We start from the raw sequence: 3,006 nt of genomic DNA, 5'->3' as shown, positions 1-3,006 counted from the left end.
GCAAATATGGAACCCAATATTGCCCCTGCAGGGACGCGGGTAATGTGAAAAATAGCACTGCCTAAAAGTGCTACTGCTAATGTAATGAAATAGTTTTCCACTTTTCCCTTTTTTACTACTGTTGGTAGATCTTCGTGTGAAATTATTTTTTTATGTTTTAAACTTATTTTTACTAAGGGAGGAAAAACAACAACAACGGTAACTAATCTAAACAGCTGTAGTAGTGCCACTGGTTCTAAATCGGCATTAAAATCGGTTGCAATTAAGGCAAGATCGGCAACTCCCCCTAAACCGGTGGCAAACAAACTAGTCATATAATTTAATTTAGTAGTTGCTTCCATAATAAAAGAGAAGCCTATGTTAACTACAATAATAGTTACTATTAAAGCTAAGGTGGGTTTTGCCATCCTTTTCAAAGTTGTTAAATTACTTTTAGAAAAGCCAAGTCCTATTATTAGACCCGATAAACTTTGGGCTAAAAAACGTAAAGTGAAGTAATAGTTTATCTCAACTTTAGTTATAAATAAGAAAAGGACAACAAAGGCCATTGAACCAACTAAGGCTCCAGCAGGCGCTTTTAACCTAATAAAAATTAGACCCCCTACTAGAGCTGCTAGATGAAGAAAAATAAGAAGCACAATATTCATAGAGAAGATAGTAAACCAAAAACTACCTTTGTTTCTAGAAGGGGATCTAGATATATTTTACAAAAATAATTAGCCCCTAAAGATGATTATACCATTAAAAAAGCTTTCTTAGTGGTATATCAATTTGATAGGCGATATAAGAATAATGTCTTATACTTAAGGCAACTATAATTGAAATAAATAATCCTTAAGGAGAAGTATAGATGTATAAGTATGAAGATTTGGGTTTGGTGAATACCAATGAGATGTTTAAAGATGCTTATAAAAACAACTACGCTGTTCCAGCATTTGTTTTCATCTCAATTGAGCAATTAAATGCAATCATTGATGCAGCAATTGCTAAAGAGTCACCAGTTATTATGTTGGCATCTCCCAACTTGTTAGAACAAATAGGTAAAGAGATGGTTGCCAACTTAGCTAAAGCTGCAGTTGAAAGGGTAGCCAATAGTGGGAAAAAGATTCCTTTAGTACTCCATTTAGATCACGGTAAATCATTTGAACAGTGTGTTGAGGCAATCGATAGCGGTTTTTCATCTGTAATGATTGATGGTTCTACCTTGCCATTTGAAGAGAATATTGCCCTAACTAAAAAAGTTGTTGATTATGCTCACAAGCGCAATGTTACTGTAGAAGGAGAATTGGGAGTATTTTCAGGTGCTGAGGAGTCTTTGTACGATGAGAGTAAAGCAGAAGCTGAGTATACAGATCCTGCTATGGTAAAAGAGTTTGTAGAAAAAACTGGAGTTGATTCATTAGCTATCTCCATAGGGACTAACCATGGCTTAGTTAAGATGCAACCTAAAGCTGATGGAACATTGCCCGAACTTAGATTTGACATTCTTCAAGAGGTTGAAAGGATTTTACCAAACTTTCCAATTGTCTTACACGGAGCTTCCACCATTGAGCAAAAGTATGTGGATATGATTAACCAATATGGGGGAGAGATTAAAAAGAGCATTGGAACTCCTGAAGATCAAGTTGCCAAAGCTGTAAAGATGGCGATTTGTAAAGTTAATATTGCTACCGATGGGTGGATAGCAGCTTTAGCTCTAACAAGGAAAATCCTTAGTGAGAACAAAAGTGCTATCGACAGCAGAATCTTCACCTTAGAAGTTAGAAAACTTCTAAAAGAGATTTATGAGCACAAGATTGAACTTCTTGGTAGTGCCAATAGAATTTAGAAAATAATTTAATTATAGGATTCTCTTATTAAAATCCCCATCAACAAAGATGGGGATTGCTTTAAATAGAAATGAGAAATTTAGTTACTTTAATCTATTAATAATTTTATCAAAATCTTTTGGATTATCGAAGTTGTTGTACGAAAGCACTGGGTTGTTTCTACTGTTAACTTCCAAGACATTGCTCTTTGTTCTTAATTGGGGCATGAACTCCAACCAGGGGCCATTCATAATCACTATAAGAGCTCCTCTTTTTAAAGCACTCTCTACAACTACTTTTGTATAAAGTTGACTGGGGAGGGTTTTATCTTCCCTTAAAAGGGATAACGAGGGTTGTTTAGAAGAGTGGTAAGGTAAAAATGGAATTACAGCTACTTTTTGAGCTACACTCTCTTTAGAAGTTTGTTCAACAACCTTATAGAGCTTACTACACCACCATTTACTGGCAGGGCTATCTTTAATAGATTCATCAAAGAAGAAAAATGGAGTATTAAGTTTTTCTTGACGTAAGTTTTTAAAATAAATATCTTTGAAATGGTCGTTCTCATGCCATGCAAAATCTTGCCAGTTAATTGAAGCTTTGCTAATTAAGAAAATAACTTCAGCACTTTCTACATCTCCTACAAAGGGTTCAGGAATGAGTTTTAGATCAACGTTGTTTCTTAAATTGACTATTTTATAAAAGCGCTCTTTATCCTTCTCTAATAAATATGGGCTTTGTGTTTGTAAGTTTAGCCACGGGTTTTTCATTATTTCCTCCAAGTATTAAATGACTTATTGTTAAAGGTATTTTATACCATAAATAACTATTTATTTCTACAGCTTACAAATAGGGAGCCTTTGTAGTGTTTAATTCTATTTGGATAAAAAAATCCCCTCCTAAAAAGAAGGGGAAAGAAGGTTAAAAGATTATTTACTATCTTTTTCAACCCTTTTAAGAACCTCTTCAAGTTTTCCTGTAAAAGGTCCAGGGCTTTCCATTTTTATGCTACACAAAGCAGCACAAAAATTAACTGAGCTTTGAATATCGTGCTCTTTACGCCAAGCCATATAAGCTGCAAAAGTGGTATCACCGCGCCCAGTTCTACCACTGTTATTCTCATTGGTGTATGGAGCAGTGTAAATGCCATCTTTTGTTGCAATCATCACCTCAGAGTTGTGAGTTAACATCACCTCTT

At 34.8% G+C, this 3,006-nt stretch carries 4 protein-coding genes; 1 reads left to right on the top strand and 3 read right to left on the bottom strand.

From position 1 onward, the window contains the following. On the bottom strand, nucleotides 1-647 hold a 647-nt coding region (locus M0R38_13330; GenBank protein ID MCK9482718.1), incomplete at its 3' end, for an AbrB family transcriptional regulator. Between the two features lie 203 nt (nucleotides 648-850). Here M0R38_13330 and M0R38_13325 point away from each other — a divergent pair. Continuing rightward, a complete protein-coding gene (locus M0R38_13325) occupies nucleotides 851-1,828 on the top strand; it encodes a ketose-bisphosphate aldolase (GenBank protein ID MCK9482717.1) in 978 nt (325 codons plus the stop codon). 84 nt (nucleotides 1,829-1,912) lie between these two features. Here the strand turns inward: M0R38_13325 and M0R38_13320 are convergent, their stop codons facing one another. Continuing rightward, a complete protein-coding gene (locus tag M0R38_13320; GenBank protein ID MCK9482716.1) occupies nucleotides 1,913-2,578 on the bottom strand; it encodes a hypothetical protein in 666 nt (221 codons plus the stop codon). 159 nt (nucleotides 2,579-2,737) lie between these two features. Beyond that, nucleotides 2,738-3,006 (bottom strand): carbohydrate kinase (locus M0R38_13315; protein MCK9482715.1); only part of this gene is annotated, 269 nt, incomplete at its 5' end.

Source organism: Bacteroidia bacterium, assembly GCA_023228875.1.
Classification (GTDB): domain Bacteria; phylum Bacteroidota; class Bacteroidia; order NS11-12g; family UBA955; genus JALOAG01.
Note: the sequence above shows the minus strand (reverse complement) of the source record. Positions and strands in the feature narration are given on the sequence as shown.